This window comes from Psychromonas arctica DSM 14288 (assembly GCF_000482725.1).
Taxonomy (GTDB): Bacteria; Pseudomonadota; Gammaproteobacteria; order Enterobacterales; family Psychromonadaceae; genus Psychromonas; species Psychromonas arctica.
Genome location: NZ_KI519481.1, coordinates 18624 through 38460 on the forward strand (window position 1 = coordinate 18624; position 19837 = coordinate 38460).

17 protein-coding genes are annotated in these 19837 nt (G+C 37.6%); 15 read left to right on the forward strand and 2 right to left on the reverse strand.

Translation table 11 applies throughout. The annotated features are described in order from the left end of the window. The first annotated feature begins 51 nt into the window (after window positions 1-51). From leuC to dauA, 15 genes are all read left to right on the forward strand, one after another. A complete protein-coding gene (leuC, locus tag H592_RS0116990) occupies window positions 52-1449 on the forward strand; it encodes a 3-isopropylmalate dehydratase large subunit (protein WP_037072059.1) in 1398 nt (465 codons plus the stop codon). Window positions 1450-1459: 10 nt separating this feature from the next. Beyond that, a complete protein-coding gene (gene leuD, locus H592_RS0116995; RefSeq protein ID WP_028869827.1) occupies window positions 1460-2080 on the forward strand; it encodes a 3-isopropylmalate dehydratase small subunit in 621 nt (206 codons plus the stop codon). A gap of 152 nt (window positions 2081-2232) precedes the next feature. Continuing rightward, on the forward strand, window positions 2233-3762 hold the full coding sequence (locus H592_RS0117000) for an alpha-isopropylmalate synthase regulatory domain-containing protein (RefSeq protein WP_028869828.1): 1530 nt from the start codon (window positions 2233-2235) through the stop codon (window positions 3760-3762). Window positions 3763-3945: 183 nt separating this feature from the next. Further along, window positions 3946-4377 (forward strand): DUF3010 family protein, encoded by a 432-nt coding sequence (locus H592_RS0117005; RefSeq protein WP_028869829.1) that lies wholly within the window; start codon window positions 3946-3948, stop codon window positions 4375-4377. Between the two features lie 520 nt (window positions 4378-4897). Then, window positions 4898-5428, forward strand: coding sequence for a hypothetical protein (locus tag H592_RS0117010; RefSeq protein ID WP_028869830.1), 531 nt, complete (start codon window positions 4898-4900; stop codon window positions 5426-5428). Between the two features lie 131 nt (window positions 5429-5559). Then, a complete protein-coding gene (locus H592_RS23745; RefSeq protein ID WP_084296321.1) occupies window positions 5560-5772 on the forward strand; it encodes a cysteine-rich CWC family protein in 213 nt (70 codons plus the stop codon). Between the two features lie 291 nt (window positions 5773-6063). After that, the gene (locus tag H592_RS0117015; protein WP_028869831.1) at window positions 6064-6933 is read left to right on the forward strand and encodes a DnaJ C-terminal domain-containing protein; all 870 of its coding nucleotides are present in this window, start codon (window positions 6064-6066) and stop codon (window positions 6931-6933) included. A gap of 41 nt (window positions 6934-6974) precedes the next feature. After that, complete coding sequence (locus H592_RS0117020) at window positions 6975-7331, forward strand: VanZ family protein (RefSeq protein WP_028869832.1); 357 nt, start codon at window positions 6975-6977, stop codon at window positions 7329-7331. 155 nt (window positions 7332-7486) lie between these two features. Next, complete coding sequence (udk, locus tag H592_RS0117025) at window positions 7487-8125, forward strand: uridine kinase (protein ID WP_028869833.1); 639 nt, start codon at window positions 7487-7489, stop codon at window positions 8123-8125. Window positions 8126-8286: 161 nt separating this feature from the next. Then, the gene (rlmKL, locus tag H592_RS0117030; RefSeq protein WP_028869834.1) at window positions 8287-10572 is read left to right on the forward strand and encodes a bifunctional 23S rRNA (guanine(2069)-N(7))-methyltransferase RlmK/23S rRNA (guanine(2445)-N(2))-methyltransferase RlmL; all 2286 of its coding nucleotides are present in this window, start codon (window positions 8287-8289) and stop codon (window positions 10570-10572) included. 28 nt (window positions 10573-10600) lie between these two features. Beyond that, on the forward strand, window positions 10601-10834 hold the full coding sequence (locus H592_RS0117035) for a glutaredoxin family protein (RefSeq protein WP_028869835.1): 234 nt from the start codon (window positions 10601-10603) through the stop codon (window positions 10832-10834). Window positions 10835-10840: 6 nt separating this feature from the next. Next, entirely contained in the window at window positions 10841-12754 is a 1914-nt protein-coding gene (gene uup, locus H592_RS0117040) for an ATP-binding cassette ATPase Uup (protein ID WP_028869836.1), read from the forward strand. A 7-nt stretch (window positions 12755-12761) separates the two neighbouring features. After that, window positions 12762-14591: a DUF3466 family protein gene (locus H592_RS0117045; RefSeq protein WP_028869837.1), complete on the forward strand. Its 1830-nt coding sequence runs from the start codon at window positions 12762-12764 to the stop codon at window positions 14589-14591. Between the two features lie 273 nt (window positions 14592-14864). Further along, window positions 14865-15830 (forward strand): PstS family phosphate ABC transporter substrate-binding protein, encoded by a 966-nt coding sequence (locus tag H592_RS0117050; protein WP_028869838.1) that lies wholly within the window; start codon window positions 14865-14867, stop codon window positions 15828-15830. Window positions 15831-16075: 245 nt separating this feature from the next. Then, window positions 16076-17767: a C4-dicarboxylic acid transporter DauA gene (gene dauA / locus H592_RS0117055; RefSeq protein ID WP_028869839.1), complete on the forward strand. Its 1692-nt coding sequence runs from the start codon at window positions 16076-16078 to the stop codon at window positions 17765-17767. A 577-nt stretch (window positions 17768-18344) separates the two neighbouring features. Here dauA and H592_RS0117065 read toward each other — a convergent pair. Both H592_RS0117065 and H592_RS0117070 read right to left on the reverse strand, forming a co-directional pair. Next, window positions 18345-18713 carry a DUF202 domain-containing protein gene (locus H592_RS0117065; RefSeq protein WP_028869841.1) on the reverse strand — a complete coding sequence of 123 codons (369 nt, stop codon included), beginning with the start codon at window positions 18711-18713 and terminating at the stop codon, window positions 18345-18347. Continuing rightward, window positions 18703-19050 (reverse strand): YidH family protein, encoded by a 348-nt coding sequence (locus H592_RS0117070; protein WP_028869842.1) that lies wholly within the window; start codon window positions 19048-19050, stop codon window positions 18703-18705. Before H592_RS0117070 ends, H592_RS0117065 begins: the two co-directional genes overlap by 11 nt. Window positions 19051-19837: the final 787 nt, after the last annotated feature.

Consider the following 19837-nt stretch of genomic DNA (forward strand, 5'->3'; position numbering starts at 1 on the left):
ATATGTTTAGGCCGGGAAAAGATTTTAAGTAATAGTGTGGTAAGGGAAACAATGACTAGAACAATGTATGAAAAAATCTGGGATGCGAACTTAGTTCATGAACCAGAAGCAGGCTCTCCGCTTTTGTTTGTTGATAGACATCTAATGCATGAAGTAACAAGCCCACAAGCGTTTGAAGGCCTTCGTCTGCAAAACCGTAAAGTACGTAACGTACATAGTATTCTAGGTACAATCGATCACTGTGTACCAACTAAAGATCGTTTTAATATTGTTGATGTTATTGCAAAAAAACAAGTTGAAACGATGACTGCTAACTGTGAAGAAAATGATATTAATCTTTACGGTATGGACAGTAAGCAAAACGGCGTTATTCACATCGTTGTGCCTGAGCATGGTTTCGTTCACCCTGGTATGGTTGTATGTTGTGGTGATAGCCATACAGCAACACACGGTGCATTTGGCGCACTAGCGTTTGGTATCGGTACGAGTGAAGTTGAACATGTAATGGCAACACAAACATTACAACAGAAAAAAGCAAAAACAATGCTAGTGAAAGTAGAAGGTAAATTACCTGCTTTCTCAACAGCTAAAGATATCGCATTAGCTATTATTGCTAAAACAGGTACTGCTGGCGGTACGGGTTATGTAATGGAGTTCGCTGGTAACACAATTACTGACCTCACAATGGAAGGTCGTATGACGCTATGTAATATGGCGATTGAAGCGGGTGCTCGTGCTGGTCTTGTTGCACCAGACCAAGTGACTTTTGATTACCTTGAAGGTAAAGAGTTTGCACCTAAAGGTGAAGATTGGCCTGTTGCTGTTGAATACTGGAAATCGCTTGTATCTGATCAAGGTGCAGAGTTTGATGCCGTTATTGAATTAAAAGCAGAAGATATTGCACCACAAGTATCTTGGGGGACATCACCTGAGCAAGTTATTTCTGTAACAGGTGTCGTTCCTTCTCCGTCTGATTTCACAAATGAAGTTAAATCACAAGCTTGTGCCAATGCACTTAAGTACATGGCATTAGATGCAGGTCAAAAAATTACTGATATCCACATCGATGTGGTATTTATTGGTTCTTGTACTAATGGTCGTATTGAAGATTTTCGTGCTGCTGCTGAATTACTGAAAGGTAAAAAAGTAGCTGCTGGCGTACAAGCGTTTGCAGTACCAGGTTCTTTCCCTGTTAAAGTACAGGCAGAGAAAGAAGGTCTTGATAAGATCTTTTTAGATGCAGGTTGGGAATGGCGTGATCCAGGTTGTTCAATGTGTCTAGCTATGAACGGTGATGAACTTGAAGATGGACAACGTAGTGCATCTACTTCAAACCGTAATTTCGAAGGACGTCAAGGTAAAGGTGGACGTACTCACCTTGTATCACCAGCAATGGCTGCTGCAGCATCAGTTGCAGGTCACTTTGTAGACATTCGAGATTGGAAATAGGGGCTAGATAATGCAACCATATATTAAACATACAAGTATCGCCGCGTTAATGGATCGTAGTAACGTCGATACGGATCAAATCATCCCAAAAAACTTCATGAAAAAAGTGGAGCGTACAGGTTTTGGTATTAACTTATTCCATAACTGGCGTTACCTTGCGGATAACATTACACCAAACCCAGAGTTTGAATTAAACAAACCGGCTTTTAAAGGCGCTAAAATATTAGTTGCTGGTGAAAACTTCGGCTGTGGTTCATCTCGTGAGCATGCGCCTTGGGCAATTGCTGACTATGGATTTAATACTGTTATTTCAACTAGCTTTGCTGATATTTTTTATAGCAACTGTTTTAAAAATAGTATTTTACCGATTATCGTAACTGATGAGCAACTTGCTGCTTTAATGGCTGAAATTTCTGCTAATGAAGGTGTTGAATTCACAGTTGATCTAGAAGCACAAAAAGTAACAACACCAGGTGGTTTATCAATCTCTTTTGAAGTTGATGCATTCCGTAAAGAATCATTACTTGATGGTCTTGATGATATTGCTTGGACACTAAAGCATGAAGAACAAATTTCTGCGTACGAAAATGCACAGAAAAAACGTCTTCCATGGTTATGGCCTAGCGCTTAATCAATAAAGATTTAAACTATTCAAAAAATAGTTTAAACAGAAAAATCAAAGGCGCACTGGTTGCGCCTTTTTTATCGAAAACTTATTGCAGTGAAGGCTGAATGTACTGACTGCAATAAGCTTTTTTCTTAAGATTACAAGTGGAGTAAACAATGGCTCAAGATAATGTCACTGTACAGTTGATGGATACAACATTACGCGATGGAGAACAAACGCAAGCAGTTTCATTTTCTCCTGCAGAAAAAGTTAGCCTAGCGAAAGCACTATTACAAAAGCTTAAAATCGATCGTATCGAAGTCGCGTCAGCACGTGTTTCTGAAGGAGAAAAAGAAGCGGTAACCAAGTTGAATACTTGGGCTGAAAAAGAAGGTCTAGTGGATCGAATTGAAGTATTAGGCTTTGTTGATCACACCTTAAGCGTGGATTGGATCAAAGATACCGGTGGTAAAGTACTTAACCTATTAGCTAAAGGCAGTTTAAAACATTGTACTGAGCAATTAAAAAAATCCTTAGATGAACATGTAGCAGATGTTAAACAAACGATAAATTATGCACTTGAACAAGGTCTAAAAGTTAATATTTACTTAGAAGATTGGTCAAATGGTTACCAAGATAGCCCACAATATGTCTATGATATGGTCACTCAACTAGCCGATACAGGTATTGAGCATTTTATGTTGCCCGATACTTTAGGGGTGATGTCTCCGGACGAAGTGTTTGCGAGTTTAAGTGATATGGTGACTCGTTTCCCTAGTTTACAATTCGATTTTCATCCCCATAATGATTACGGTTTGGCAACCGCGAATGCTATGTTCGCTGTTAAAGCAGGGGTTTCTTCTATTCATTGTACGATGAATTGCTTGGGTGAGCGTGCCGGTAATGCATCATTGACTGAAGTCGCAGTGGTCTTGAAAGATAAACTAGGCAAAAAAGTCAATATTGATGAATCGGAAATCCATAATTTAAGTAAATTAGTGGAAAACTTTTCAGGTAAACGTATCGCTGATAATACGCCTATTGTAGGGGCTGATGTATTTACGCAAACTAGTGGTATTCATGCCGATGGCGACCGCAAAGGAGGTTTATATATTTCAGCACTGACACCGGAACGTTTTGCACGCTCACGCAGTTATGCACTAGGTAAAATGAGCGGTAAAGCCTCTTTAGCAAAAAACTTAGAAGCACTGGACATTGAGTTGGATGCGGATCAACAGAAAAAACTATTAAAACGTGTTGTACGTTTAGGCGATCAAAAAGCGTCCATTACTGCTGATGATTTGCCCTTTATTATTGCGGATTTATTAGAGCGTAACGATTATAACTATGTTGAACTGTTAAACTGTTCAATTAACTCTGGGCTCGATTTAGAGTCAACGGTAAGTATACGAGTGCGTGTAAAAGATAAAATTTATAAAAGCAGTGGTAGTGGTAATGGTGGTTTTGATGCCTTTATTAGTGCAATGACTAAAGTCTTAGATAAAAGTGCTTTTGTGTTCCCTGAACTGATGGATTTTGAATTACGTATTCCACCTGGTGGTAAAACCAGTGCCTTCACTGAGTGTACCGTTACTTGGGCCGATGGTGATGAGCAATTTACCACACGTGGTGTAAATGCTAACCAAGTACTAGCAGGTATTGGCGCAACTATTCGTATGATAAATTTACGTATGCATGCTAACTAGTTAAAGTGTATACTCGCGTTTTATATGAAAAATAAAAATAATTTGCGACGCGAATACCAGATGAATGTTCATTTATTGTTCAGCGAGTTATTAGAAAAGCCTTAATCTTTGATTAGGGCTTTTGTTTTTTGGCTAATATACTATTAGCAGATGGATAATGATCGAAAGATAAGAGGAAAGAAAATGAGAGTATGTGGTGTTGAATTAACAGGTAACGAAGCCGTCATTGCGATTATGCAGTTTAAAAACGGTCTTTACGACGTGCCACCTGTGCGTACAACAAAACTAACATTAAATGACCCTATTAATACTGAACCGTTAAAAAAGTTCCAGTTTGATTTTGCGCAGTTAATGAAAGATTACCAAATTGATAAGGTGATCATTCGTGAACGTGCACTAAAAGGTAAATTTGCAGGTCATACTTTAAGTTTTAAAATTGAAGGTGCATTGCAATTAATGCGTGATGTAGAGGTACAAGTTATCTCATCTGACTATATCAAAAAAGGCCTTAAGCAAGCGCAAAATACACCAACAGCGGTTGAATTAGGACTTAAGAAGTTCCAAGAGCAAGCGATGTTAACCGCATTTGGTTATTTGCAAAATAAATTAGGTTAATTTATATCCGTTACTATTTATACCCGTTACTAATAGAGATGCTTCCTTCGACCATTAGCTCGAACAGCAAGATAAAGCGCAACATGATGACCTTTGAGCCATTAATTTCGTTAACTCTCTATCACTAGGTGTAAAAACAAGTTTTACACCTTTAATGGCTAGTTCTTATCGAATGTTGCAATGCTGAATTACTTGTTGAGCTAATGAACCACTGTGCAAGTGGTGAGGCAAGTTGTCTTTGTTGCGGTTATAAAAAGGGAGTGAAGTGTCGATTAAACGAGTTAGCTCTTCAACTCTCTGCTTAAAAGCGACTCAGCTCACAACTTGCTAAATGTTGCATCTTGAATGGGAACGGGGATTGTTTACACATTTATTATCGCTATTTTACCAATTTCATTCTGTATGGGGTCAGCTAGTTAGCTGAGTTGGTATTTTATTAGTAAACAACTTTTGATCGTCATAACACGACCATGATGAAATGAGTTGACCGTACTTTACTAAAAATGACACGGAGAAACCTGTGGATACAAATTTTGAAAATTTTGTTACGCAATTTAAAGCACAACAGCCAGTTTCATTAGCTGCGTTTTTTTATCAAGCAGAGTTACACTTAATAACACAATTAAAGGATTACCTTAGTGTTGAGCAATCAACCGAGAGAAGTTTTTTTTCGTTAATTGAAGAAGCTAGGAAAACACACAATGCTGATACCAATAAACATTTTTGGAATGCATTAACCGCGTTTAATAAAATTAACTTTAACCCAAGCAAGCACAATACATTGCCTTGGTTACGTTACGTTAACATTATCGAATCTTTACAAGGTTATGCCGGTAGCCAACTCTTTGCCTCAAAAAGCATTAAAACAAAACGCCAACATCGTTTGTTTTTTGCTTATATGCTGACTTGGGAGCACCTACGTTATATTGCAGGTAATGATGATGATTATAGCCCTAGTAGTGAGGTATTAGCTGCATACTCAAATGCGCATAGTGAAGACGATCATCAGCATGATGAAAATTGTCAGCACGATACATGCAGTGCGCATTAGTATAAGTTAATATAAAGCCCTTTATTTAGTTAATTGAAGTGAGCCCAAATAGTGGTGGCGGTCTTGCTTTTAACTGGGCTTTGTATTTTACTTTTGCAATGCTAGCTTCTTAAATAAATTAGATGATTTAAATGACCGAACCAACAAATCAAGATGCTTGTCCATTTTGCTTACAAACTAATCGATGCGATGTCGCAGCGAGGCAGGGCTGTTGGTGTAATGATTTAACCGTACCACAGGCTCTACTAAATTTATTACCTGAACCATTAAAAAATACAAGCTGCATTTGTCGACAATGTATTGTCAGTTTTAATAATAATCCCTCACTATTTTTAAAAAAATAAACCCTTCCCCTTTATGACATACTTTTTAAAGTATGCTAATTTTCTGATAAAAGATTCGTTGATATTATCACTATCATTTACAAGTAACTTTATTTGCTACTGTTTTGTTTTTTCCTTTAGCAATTTTTATGTGATTTAAATTTAGTTACGCTATAATTCGCGCGCTTTGTTGTACACTAAAAAACTGCCACCATTTTATATAACGGCTATCGCTGTTTAAGCAGCGAACGACTAAACCAGTGCACAATATCGCCGCATTATAGTAACTACAATGGAATTATTGAGAGAAAAATGTCGAAACGTGATTGTTATGAAGTATTAGGTGTTAGTAAAAGTACATCTGAGAAAGAGATTAAAAAAGCTTATAAAAAATTAGCGATGAAATATCATCCTGATAGAAATCCAGATAACCCTGTTGCGCAAGAAAAATTCCGTGAAGTTAAAGCGGCGTATGAAATATTAAATGATCCAGAAAAACGTCAGCAATATGATGATTTTGGACATAGCGCTTTTGAAAATGGCCAAGCCCAAGGGCGAGGTGGTTTTGGACAGGGTGGATTCAGCCAAGGCGGTGATTTCAATGATATGTTTGGTGATATGTTCGGTCAACGCCAACAGCGTCAAGAACGTTACCAACCTCAGCCACAAAAGGGCTCAGACATCATTTTACAAATCGATATGACCTTAGAAGAGTCTGTCGAAGGTTGTGTTAAAGAGGTGCGTTTACCGAATACAACCGAACCGTTATTAGTGACCATGCCAGCAGGTATTAATGATAAGCAACGAGTACGTGTTACGGGCAAAGGTAATCCTGGAACATTAGGTGCTGGACGCGGTGATTTATTTGTCGAAGTAGTGTTATTAGCACATGATTTTTTTACTCGAAAAGGCGATGATCTTTACTGTGATTTAATCACTTCATTTCCGGTGGCAGCTGTCGGTGGAACCGCTAAGGCTTCAACCTTTAGTGGGCATATTAATCTGAAAATACCTGCTGGAACGCAAATGGGACGTAAATTTAGAATTAAAGGACGCGGTGTTAAATCAATGAATAGTGACCATATTGGTGATTTAATTTACACCGTTGTGATCCCAACGCCAACAGAACTAACAGAACATCAGCATAAGTTACTAAGTGAATTAGCTGAGACAATGACTTAATACATTAACTTAGATTTGAGCAACAAGGCCCATACTATTTTATGAACACTCTATTACAGCTAATAAGAAAATATTGGATAGCATTATCGTTATTATTAGTGGCGATAATTGCTTCACTATCATTAACTCCTTTACCCAATTTACCAGGCGTACCGGGAAGTGATAAAACCCATCATTTTATTGCATACAGTGTTTTGGTTTTCCCATTAATGTTAAAAAAACCGAATAATTGGCTGGTTGTTTTTATCTTGTATGCCCTGTTAAGTGGAACCATTGAGTTAATACAACCTTATGTAAACCGATATGGTGAATGGTTGGATATGGTGGCCAATGTCGGTGGATTAGTTTGTGGTTCGATCGTTGCTTATTTTATTAATCGTTTTACTCGCAAACAGTAAACATTTACAAATCTAGCGTTAATAGAATTTATATTTTGCCCTTAACCTGTTTTAAGTCATTATTAAAAAAAGTTAAGGGCATTATTGTAGGTTGTCATTACAGCGCTATACTATTTTATATTTCTAACATTTAATTAATTTTATGAAGGTCAATTTTGAATAAAAATCACTGTGTCGTTATCGCAATTGCAGGGGCTTCAGCCTCAGGAAAAAGTTTAATTGCACATACTATTTGTAATGAGCTTCGACAAGAATTAGGCACCGATCAAATAGGCATTATTTCTGAAGATGCTTATTATAAAGATCAATCCCATATGCCAATGGAAGAGCGTGTACAAACTAATTACGACCACCCAAAAGCCTTTGACCATCAGTTATTAAGTCAGCATATAAAATTGCTGCAAAATAACCAATCTGTTGAAATTCCTGTTTATAGTTACACTGAGCATACCCGTACTAATGAAGTGATTAACTTATCGCCTAAAAAAATCATTATTATTGAAGGCATTTTATTACTAACAGATTCAACATTGCGCACCCAAATTGATGCCAGTATTTTTATCGATACACCATTGGATATTTGTTTAATGCGTCGTTTAACACGCGATATTATGGAGCGTGGAAGAACATTAGATTCAGTGATGTCACAATACAAAAAAACAGTAAGACCGATGTTTTTACAATTTATTGAACCATCAAAGCAACATGCCGATATCATTATTCCTCGTGGTGGGAAAAACCGTATCGCTACGGATATATTAAAAACACGTATCAAATACTTATTGAATAAATAAGTTCATTTCCAAACTCTACAACCATTAAAAAACGCTTCTATTTTGAGGCGTTTTTTATTTTTAGTTACACATCAGAAAGGAGTAAAATTCCATAGGGATAATGCTGTTTGCAAGGTATAATATGCCCTATTTTTTTATTCAACAATTGCATGAGAGTGTCTATGTTCAGTTATTTTATCCCCACCGCGAAAGGGCTTGCGCCTTTATTAGAAGTAGAACTTAAAGATCTTGGTATTGAAAATACTAAGCAAATTGCTGGTGGTGTTAGCTTCGACGGTTCATTAGAGCAAGGTTACCAAGTATGTTTATGGTCTCGTTTTGCCTCTCGTGTATTACTTAAATTAAGTGAATTCAAAGTTATCGATCCAATGGATTTATACCTTGGGTGTAGCAATATCCCATGGGAAACGCACTTTGATGTTGATAAAACATTCTCCATTGACTTTTCTGGTAGTAACGACGAAATTCGTAACACACAGTTTGGCGCATTAAAAATTAAAGATGCGATTGTGGATCGTTTCCGTAAAAAGTTCGATGAGCGTCCTAACGTTGAAAAACGTGATGCCGATATTCGTTTTAACGGTCGTTTATTTAAAGATAAAGCGTCAATTTATATCGATCTTTCTGGTTCACCATTGCACCTTCGTGGTTACCGTACTATTGCTGGTGAAGCGCCGTTACGTGAAACATTAGCCGCTGGTATTATTAAACGTAGTGGTTGGAAAGGTGAAGCGTTATTAGATCCAATGTGTGGTTCTGGTACGCTTATTATTGAAGCAGCAATGATGTCGTTAAATATTGCGCCGGGTTCATTACGTGAAACATTTGGTTTTGAGCATTGGAAAAAACACGACGCTGAAACGTGGAAAACATTAAAAACGACGGCTCAGGTTTATGCTAAGCGAGCCGTGAAAGATTGTACTACACGTTTTTATGCTTCTGATTTAAGCAAAGATATGATCGCGATTGCACGCCAAAATGCACAACGCGCTGGTGTTGCAGAGTTAATTGAATTCAGCGTGCAAGATGCTAAAAAAGTATTACCACCTGAAGAATTAAGTACTGGGCTGTTAATTTCAAATCCACCATACGGTGAACGTTTAGGCGGTTTTAGTGACACTATCAGTTTATATACTGAATTAGGTCATCACTTTAAAGAAGCTTTTGCAGGTTGGAACTTAAGTATGTTCGCGATGGACACTGAACTATTAAGTTGTTTAGGAATGCGCGCAGGCAAAAGCTTTAAATTCTTTAATGGTCCAATTGAGTGTGTACTTAAAAACTACCGAATTTCGCCTAAACGTTTAGTTGAAGGTGCGGCAATTGTTGAAGAAACACCTAAACCTGCTAAGCAGCCTAAACAGGCAAAAGCAGCTGAAGTGGTTTATAAAGAATCAACTGATGATAATCCATGGGGAACCATTACACCAACGCAAGAATTCCCAATGGCTGAAGAATCTGAATCTGAAATCGTATTTAAAGAAGTTAAGCAAATTAAGCCTGCTATCTATGCGGAAGATTTTGCGAATCGTTTATTAAAAAATATGAAACGTTTAGACAAATGGGCTAAACGCGAAGATATTCAATGTTACCGTTTATATGATGCTGATTTACCTGAATATAACGTAGCCATTGATCGTTATAACGAATATTTAATTATTCAAGAATACCGCGCTCCTAAAGAAATTGATGCACAGAAAGTACGTCGTCGTTTCTTAGATATCGTTTCAACTACGCGTTATTTATTAGATTTAACCGATGACCAATTAATCATCAAAGTGCGTGAGCGTCAAAAAGGACGCCAACAATATGAAAAATTAGACAGTAAAAAACAACGTTTAGTGGTGCAAGAAGGGCCTGCAAAACTGATTGTAAATTTACAAGATTATTTAGATACTGGTCTGTTTTTGGATCACCGTCCAACACGTTTACGTATTGGCAATATGGCCAAGGGCAAAGATTTCTTAAACCTATTTTGTTACACCGCAACCGCTTCTGTTCATGCGGCATTAGGTGGCGCTAAATCAACAACCAGTGTCGATATGTCTAATACTTACCTAAATTGGGGCCAAGAAAACTTCACTGAGAATGGCATTCAAGGTAAGCATGAATTTATTCAACAGGATTGTATTAAATGGTTACAACATGCGCATGAAATGTATGACCTTATTTTTATTGATCCACCTACCTTTTCGAACTCTAAACGTATGAGTGATGTGTTTGATGTGCAAGATGACCATGTGGCATTATTAACATCGGCGAGTGAGCGTGTTAATCCAAACGGAGAGATTATTTTCTCGAATAATAAACGTGGCTTTAAACTTGACCTTGAAGCAATCAAAGCACTTGGTTTTTATGTCAAAGATATTAGTAAAGCATCCATCCCTGAAGATTTTAAAGGTAATGATAAAATCCACCAGTGTTGGTTACTGACCAAGCATAGTTAACAAATTATAAGTAATAGACAATTAAAAAATGAATTTACCTGTTTTATATCATACCGATGGTTGCCATCTTTGTGAGCAAGCAATGGCATTGTTAGCGCAATGCCAAGTTGACTATGTGTTAGTCGATATCATTAGCGAACAACACTTAGTCGATTCATTTGGTATTCGTATTCCAGTATTAGAAAACGCAAACGGCCAACATCTTGATTGGCCTTTTGCGTCACCTCAAATCAAACAATTCTTATCACCTAATAAAGAGTGAATAACCGTGGCATTATTAACATTACATAACGCAGAACTGGCTTTTGGCGGTGGTGCGTTATTAAATAAATCAAATTTAGTTATTGAACCAAACGAGCGTGTTTGTTTAGTAGGAAGAAACGGTGCCGGTAAATCGACACTGTTAAAAGTCCTTGATGGTCGTATTCAATTAGACGATGGTTCGTTATTAATTAACAACGATGTAAAAATCGCGCGTCTTGAGCAAGATCCACCAACGGCAAGTACCATGAGTGCCTATGACTTTGTGGCATCAGGCATGGAAAATGCGGGTGTGGTGCTGAGTCAATACCATGAACAATTACATATCATTGCTGAAGACTGCAGTGAAAAAGCGATGAATAAATTACAACGCTTACAGGAACAAATTGACCAACTTGATGCGTGGCAATTAGATTCGAAAATTAATCAAATTTTAGACCGTTTAGCCATTGATCCTGAAATCACATTAGATCAATTGTCCGGTGGTTGGTTACGTAAAGTCGCACTGGCTAAAGCGTTAGTGAATGACCCTGATTTATTATTATTAGACGAACCTACTAACCACTTAGACGTGGGAACTATCGAATGGCTTGAGCAATTTTTAATGTCATTCCAAGGTTCTATTGTTTTTATCAGTCATGACCGTGAATTCATTCGTCGTTTAGCAACCCGTATCGTTGATATTGATCGTGGTAAGTTAAGTTCATGGCCAGGTGGTTATGAAGATTACTTAATTGCTAAAGAAGAAGCATTACGTGTTGAAGATGAACAGAATGCAGAATTCGACCGTAAATTAGCCATTGAAGAAACGTGGATCCGTCAAGGTATCAAAGCGCGTCGAACCCGAAATGAAGGCCGTGTGCGTGCGCTTAAATCTTTACGACAAGAACGTTCAGAGCGAACTAATGTGCAAGGCAAAGCCAAAATTATTGTCGATGAAGCTGCACGCTCTGGCAAAATTATCTTTGAAACTGAAGGTCTAACTTACAGTTACGATGATTTACGTATTGTGCGTGACTTTTCAACAACGATCATGCGTGGTGATAAAATTGCATTAGTGGGCCGAAATGGCTGTGGTAAAAGTACACTGCTTAAATTGTTACTGGGTAATCTTGAACCTGATCAAGGTACGGTAAAATGTGGTACTAAGTTAGAAGTGGCTTATTTTGACCAATACCGTGATGCATTAGATCCTGAAAAAACCGTGGTTGATAACCTAGCAGAAGGCAAACAAGAAGTAGAAATCAATGGTAATAAACGCCATGTATTAGGTTATTTACAAGATTTCTTGTTCCACCCAGATCGCGCGCGTACGCCAGTTAAAGCATTATCAGGTGGAGAGAAAAACCGTCTCCTATTAGCAAAAATATTCCTAAAACCAAGTAATTTCTTGATCTTAGATGAACCGACTAATGATCTTGATGTCGAAACGCTGGAGTTATTAGAAGAGTTATTAGCAAATTACCAAGGCACCTTATTATTAGTGAGCCATGACCGTAGTTTTGTTGATAACACAGTAACCCATACATGGTTTTTTGATGGCAATGGTAATATTCAACAATTTGTTGGTGGTTACAGTGATGCTGTGCGTCATAAAGCGCAAAGTGAAGCACCAATCAAAGTGGTTAAAGAAAAAAAATCAGCACCTGCTACTGTTGAAAAAACGGTGTCTAAAGCACCTGCTAAAAAGAAAAAATTGTCATATAAAATTCAACTTGAGTTAGATGGTTTACCCGCTTTACTAGAACAATTAGAAGAGCAAGTAGGTACATTACAAGAAACCATTAATACGCCTGAGTTTTTTACTAAAGATAAAAAAGAAGCCGACCAATTCTTAGCGCTATTAGCTGAAACGGAAGAGAAGCTAGACACTGCTTTTGCACGTTGGGAAGAATTGGACGAGTTACAAAACGGAGAGTAATGTTTACATGAAATACACAAAAAGTATCTCAATTATCGCCCTATTATCTGCAAGCAGTGCTTGGGCCGCGACTACAACACCTTATTATGATGTTGAAATATTATCTGTTGATACAGACGGCAGTAATATTGGACCGTTTCCTTCTGCGATCACTGAAGAAGGTAGTTTATTTGCTGCATACGCTTTCAAAGCGCAATTAGAACAAGATATAGACTTAGGGCTACCTTTTACCTTTAACCAAACCTGTTTTTATGATGATGACGTTTGTGATTCCGCATTTGAAGGTAGTGAGAGTAGTACTGAGTTAAGTTTTGAAAATGCATATCAAGCTTGGCGTAATGCAATGTTTGATATTGATGCAGGTAATGCTGATCCAAGTAGTTATTTCTTTGGTGCAACCAGTAATATCAATGTTGAAGGTTTTGGCAGCGATACCGATGTTAAAGTGACTGATGTTGTAGATTCTAGTTTATTAAGTCGCAGTTTTGCTGTCGGATATGGCTCTGCGCCTTACGCATCAGATGCCACACGTGATTTTGTTCGTCGTGGTTTTATCACTGATGCGAGTACTAGTACTGCATCTGTTTCATTGATGCCAGATTTTGATACCGACGGTGGTTTTACTAGCGCGTATAAAATGCGTGATGTGGAATACAGCAATGGCGATAAGAAGACGCTAATTGTAGGTAACAGCAGCAAGTCATTGTCTGGTGGTGATGATGATACTGATAATTTTGACCTTTGTTATAGCAGCGGTGATACCAATGAGGTTGAGACTCTCAATGACCTTGTTTATTGCCCCGGTTTTGATACACAAGCTTGGGCTTGGGAGTACGACGGTGCTGGAACTGAAATAACAGGTTTTGCTCTGGCAACCGAGTGGTTAGATGATAATACAACAAACGAAGGCAGTAAGGCGACATACAGTGCAGCAGCGTTAGATATTAATAGTGCGGGTATTGCGGTTGGTGTTTCATCATTTGAATATAGTGATAGTGATCTAGGCGCGCGTCAACGTGCGATCATCATGACCCCTAGCGACGATGGCGTTTATGGGGAGCCAACAGTAATTACTTCAGCAACAGATGAAAGTTATGATGCAAGTGGTGATTATGATGATGAAGATACTTACTATAACTCATGGGCTCAAACGATTACTGACGATAATATCGTAATGGGTAATCGACAATACTCATCATCTAAAAATGTAAATAAACCTGTTGAAATGTTTATTTATGATATCGACAATAACAGCATTGATTTCCCTCTGTTAAATAAAAAAGTATTATCGACTAAACAACGTTTAGCAGGCGATAGTAGTGCTAGAGACGGTGCGAACAGTAGAGGTTATGATATGAATAACAGTGGTCTGATTGTCGGTAAAGCCGATGCTTATGACCAAATTGGTCCTGTTACTGGTGGTAGCCCTCGTACACAAAGTGCATTTTTATATGAGAATACCAGCGGTGATAGTTGGTTCTTAGAGGATTTACTATGTAGCGCGGATGCGAATGGTAAAGTTTCGCACCCATTAATTCGTCTACAAAGTGCAACGGCGATTAATGATAACGGTGTGATCCTGGCTCAAGGTTATCAGTACGATACAATTGACGACTATACTAATAAAGCTAATGCAGAACAGATAATGGTGAAATTAACGCCTGATTTAACCTCTGAGCCGAATAACAGCCCTAACTGTTGGGAGTCGTCAGCGTTAGTTAATAGTGATGCTTCTTACGAGCGTAGCGGTGGCGGTGCAAGTTTTGCGTTATGGTTATTTGCTTTACCGTTGTTACTGACACGTCGCTTCTTTAGAAAAAATAATAAAACAGCATAAATTGAACAGTTAAGTTATATGACGTAATTTCTATAATTTGACTATTTTTTAACTTGTTGATTTAAAGGCTTATTGCAAGAATGTAATAAGCTTTTTTTATTTCTGCCCATAAAAAAATTAATAAAAAATGAATAAAATAATTCACTTGTAATCAAAGTGTCACATTAAAGCTTCATATTAAGCAACATCGCTACCAAGCGTAATGGATATTTTGTTAAATAATTAATGAAATACAAATCAACTAAATTAACTTAGTAGAAAATGGAGTTTTGAATGAAACTTAAAATGTTAGCCGCAGCGGTTACTTTAGGTACTGCATCATTAATGTCGACACCTGTTCTTGCAGCAGACCATACTTTGCCTTCTTACACGAAAGTAAGTGGTATTTCTGGCAACCTTTCATCTGTTGGCTCTGATACTTTAGCAAATATGATGACATTTTGGGCGGAAGAGTTTAAACGCCAATACCCAAATATTAACATTCAAATTCAAGCGGCAGGATCGTCAACTGCGCCACCATCTCTGACTGAAGGTACTTCTCAGTTCGGTCCAATGAGCCGTAAAATGAAGTCTAAAGAAATAGAATCATTCGAAAAGCATTACGGTTATAAACCAACAGAAATTCGCGTAGCGATTGATGCATTAGCCGTATTTGTTAATAAAGATAATCCAATCGAAGGTTTATCAATCAAACAAGTCGATGCTATTTTTTCATCTACTCAAAAATGTGGCAATGATAAAAATGCCACTCGTTGGTCAGATGTTGGCTTGACAGGGAACTGGGCAGATAAAGATATTCAATTATTTGGTCGTAATTCGGTATCAGGCACTTATGGTTACTTTAAATCAAAAGCGTTATGTAAAGGCGATTATAAGAACTCTGTTAATGAACAACCTGGCTCTGCATCAGTGGTTCAGTCTGTAGCCTCTTCTTTAAACTCTATCGGTTACTCTGGTATTGGTTATAAAGTGGCGGGTGTTAAAGCAGTTGCGTTGTCTAAGAAAGGCGGACCATTCGTTGAAGCAACAATGGAAAATGCAATTAGCGGTAAATACCCGTTATCTCGTTTCCTATACGTTTATGTTAATAAGCATCCAAACAAACCACTTTCACCGCTGCAAGCTGAGTTCATTAAACTAATGTTATCTGAGCAAGGTCAAGGTATTGTGAAAAAAGATGGTTACATACCACTACCAGTCGCTGTAGTAGAAAAAGAACTTGCTAAACTAGGTCTTTAATTTCCTAGTAAAGTCCCAGTAAATAAAGTAATAAAAAACAGCGCTTTTTAGCGCTGTTTTTGTTTCTGCTGTAACAGTGTTGTTCAGGCTATATAATACCAACTCTGCTAGCTAACTGCATAATTTAGTCTTTACTTTAAAGGTAATAATTCAGTTAAACTTCTATTTTTTTATGAATTATTGAGAAATGTAAGATGAAAGAGTAAGATCGAATTTTATCGTTAGAGCCTATAAGTGAGCACATCTTGTTTTCTGCATTAAAAAAATCTATTTCGAGCAAACCGACACTTTTTGATATTCAAGCAAATGTATTAGCGGGGTTAGCCGTAGGCGTTATTGCCTTACCACTCTCTATGGCATTAGCTATTGCCAGTGGTGTCCCCCCCCAACATGGATTATATACCGCTATTATTTCCGGCCTTTTTATTGCTGTTTGTGGTGGCTCAAAAGTAAATATATCAGGACCTACAGCCGCCTTTGTGGTTGTCTTGTTACCAATTGTTCATCAATTTGGAATCGGTGGATTGTTAATTAGTGGGTTTATGGCGGGTATCTTTTTAATTTTGATGGGGGTAGGTAAGCTTGGAAAGCTGATTGAGATTGTTCCTTACCCAGTCATTATTGGATTTACAGCGGGTATTGGGGTTGTTATAGGTACATTGCAAATAAAAGATTTTTTAGGGCTGAGCATTGCATCATTTGAAGGGGATTATCTTGATAAACTCTCTTTAATCATCTCTTCATTACCGACGATCAATTTTCAAGAATTTTTCATCGGTGGGCTTACCATTGTCATTTTGTTATTGTGGCCACGAGTACACTCAAAAGTGCCAGGCCATCTGATTGCACTGCTTGTTGGTTCTCTTACTGCTTGGGGAATTCAATATTTTTATGCGGACTTTTCCGTTGCGACTATTGGCAGTCGCTTTCACTATGATATAAACGGCATAACCGGTGATGGTATCCCCGCCATTTTACCTGCTTTTGAATGGCCATGGAATTTACCCAATGCAGATGGCCAGCCAATTGGTATCAGCTTTGATCTTATCAAAATGCTATTACCGTCTGCGATCACTATTGCGATTTTAGGCTCGCTTGAGTCTTTGTTATGTGCAGTAGTCGCTGACGGAATGTCAGGCAAGAAACATAACCCCAATGATGAACTTATCGGTCAAGGTATTGGTAACATGATTGCTCCATTGTTTGGTGGTATTCCAGCAACCGCTGCGATAGCGCGTACGGCGGCAAATATCAAAGCAGGCGGTACGATTCCTTTAGCTGCTGTCGTTCATGGTTTATTTATTCTTGGCTCAATACTCGCATTGACACCTTTGTTAGCTTATATACCCATGGCATCGATGGCGGCTTTACTATTAGTCGTTGCATGGAATATGAGTGAAGCGAAACATTTTATCCGCACGGTTAAAGTTGCACCTAAAGATGATGTTATTGTACTTATTTTATGTTTTGTTCTGACGGTACTGTTTGATATGACTATTGCAGTAGCCGTTGGAATTGGATTAGCTGCTATGTTGTTTATTCGCCGAAGCATTACTCTGACAGATACCTCGCGAGTGGAGAAAGATCATGAAGTTTATGATGATCTCTCAGACAGCATTGTTATCTATGATATTAACGGTTCATTATTTTTTGGGTCAGCACAAAAAGCATTACAAAGCATTTCAATTGTCACACCCAACCTTCGCGTTATCATACTCGATATGTCGGAAGTCACTATGCTGGATATGAGTGCTATTATTGCAATTGAATCGATTAAAGAAAGTCTTGATAAACAGCAGATAGGCTTAGTGATTAATAATCTGCAGCCGCGTATGGTGTTGAAATTACGACGTGCTGGTATTCGCTTTAAACCACGTAAATTACAATTCTCTCGAACACTTAAAGATGGGATTGCAATTGCACGTAATATGCATTGATGCGGTAACTACGGATTATAAACCTTATGAAAACTAGATGCTTGCCTCTCGGTGGGCTCTTTGTACCAATAGCCTAAAATCAATGCATGTTGATTGGCTAGAAAAGATGGCGAGTAGAATTTATGTTAATCGATTTTTCTCATGCGATACAGCCATGAAGATTGGTTTTAATATTAAGTGGATGCGTTATTTTAAGGTCTATTTTGAAGTCGTTCTTTGAGGTAATCACTGAATAACTTACTACCTGTACTTAACCTCCCGAGAAAACGCATTCTGCACACAAACATTACTCCAAACACCATGTTGGGTGGGGTATAAATCAGTAAAAAACTCACACCAAGAGCGGGGTGTATGAGGCCATTAGCTTGTAAGCAATTATTGATTTTTTATGTTTAGCGTATTTTTTGAAGTTGCTGAGTTTTCTGGATACAATTTATATTTTTCTAAATAGCAGTAATAAGTACAGTCTAAATTACAGATCGAGAAAGTTGGTTTGGCCATGACATGACAGCGACTATTTATCTTACCCCTCTGTTTCACCAATTACTTATTGAACAATTCATCTGACGTAATTTATCTAGATCAGATACGATTCAAATATACGATTATAACTAGACATAATGATTGATAATGCAAATACAAGCGCACTAAAAATGATAGCAAAACAGATCATTTTTTTAACTATTACTGAGCCGTAAGAAGTGAGTACAGTACTTTTCACATCGAACAAATTGCGTTGATAGGCATAGATGCAAACACCAACATTACAAAGCAATAAAATAATACTGCCTGCGACTAAAATTAGGTCATTTTTAACGAACCCTAACCTTAAAAATAACATCGAAACACCGACGATTAAAAACAGCGTTCGATACCATGATAATGAGGTTCTTTCGGGTTGTAACCCAGGGTCGTCATGGCGTCTTGCTATACGGCTAGATGGCATTGCTAATCATCAATATTATGGCGCAAGCGATGAGAGTCATGAAAATACTCACCAAACGCAAAATTTTAGTGTATGGCAGGTCTGTATTTTGGCGCATTGCTTTTTCATTTGCGACCCAACGTAAATAAGCATAAAGCGCTAACAAAGCTGCAAATAAACACAAAGCCAAAGAAAGCATTTCTCTGATTGCTGGCGACGCTAAATTGGGCGCTAATTGATCTAAACCAATCGCCGCAGCTAAAAACGCGAGTGAGGTTCTGATCCATGCCAAAAAAGTACGTTCATTGGCTAATGAGAAGCGATAGTCAGGGGCATTGCCTTGTTTGATCCATTTCATAATATTACTCGAGTCATAATAAACACATTATTAAAATATATTTTATATGCCTAAGTTTTATCTGGACTTCACTTGGGCATAAATTAAATAGTCGTTTAGAACTTTTGTTTTTTATCTTCGACTTTGATACCTTAAGTGGGCATGTCAGTATCATCATCTCGTACTACGTTAGAGAATCCATCGCGTGGTTTGGGTCTAAAAGGCCCATTCAATGTGCTTCAAGCCCTTTTCGCCATGGTCTAATTGCCCATTAATAGCTTCGGAAAGGGAGTCCATATAGGCTAATAAAGTATCATGTATTTAGTCTCGAATCACTTCATGTTTTGGTGATGCAATAATATTGTTTAACTCATCGGAGGCATTTTTTCTATCGTATAGTTCATCGTTTGTGAGCAAATGAATCACTAATTTATAATCGTGATTAATACCAGCTCAGCTAACTAACTGATCAATTTTACTGGTTAAAAGGAACTATTTTTGTATTAAAAGTTTTGTAAGGAGATCAACATTTACGGCAACTTTTACCTTAAACTAGCTCCTTTTTTCCTGCGTAATATTTGATCATTAAATTAACGGAATATGGTATAAGTTAGAAACGTTTTTTTCTTAATAGACAAGAAAAACTGTAACGTTAATCAAGTTTCTATTGAGCTGAATTTTTATGAACAATTTCACTTTAGTAAAAGTTTCAAGAAAACTCACCATCAGAGGTAATACAAGGAAGTGAAAGGCTGCAGGTTAATAGAACTGACTATCTACCAATCAATAACAACTAGTTTGTACCGAT